This is a genomic window from Kytococcus schroeteri (assembly GCF_002847825.1).
In the GTDB taxonomy this organism is placed as follows: Bacteria; Actinomycetota; Actinomycetes; order Actinomycetales; family Dermatophilaceae; genus Kytococcus; species Kytococcus schroeteri.
In genome coordinates, this window is record NZ_PKIZ01000118.1 from 1 (window position 1) to 331 (window position 331).

Consider the following 331-nt stretch of genomic DNA (forward strand, 5'->3'; position numbering starts at 1 on the left):
GGCCAGGCCATCGGACAGGCGGTAGCGCAGCCCCACAACGGCACAACGATTGTCTGCCAGACGCGCCTGAATCTCCGGCGAACGATCCACGATGTGGTCGGCGATCTCTGCCACGTGGTTACGTTCGAAGGCGTCACTACTTTCCATGCCGCGCTTCTTCGCGGACAGCAACGAGGGCGTGACCTTCTCCACGAGCACGCGCTGGAATAAACGTTGGTTGCCTTCGCGCAGGCTATCCCAAGCCTGCTGCGGGGTCTGATGTTGGCTGGAAGTCATGGTTCCATTGTGCACCGCGCTACAGTGATTCGTGCAATGAACTCCCCTTCCGCTA

At 60.1% G+C, this 331-nt stretch carries 1 pseudogene; it reads right to left on the reverse strand.

From position 1 onward, the window contains the following. Positions 1-276: pseudogene (locus tag CYJ76_RS11785) on the reverse strand (hypothetical protein); the annotation flags it as partial. Between the last annotated feature and the right edge of the window lie 55 nt (positions 277-331).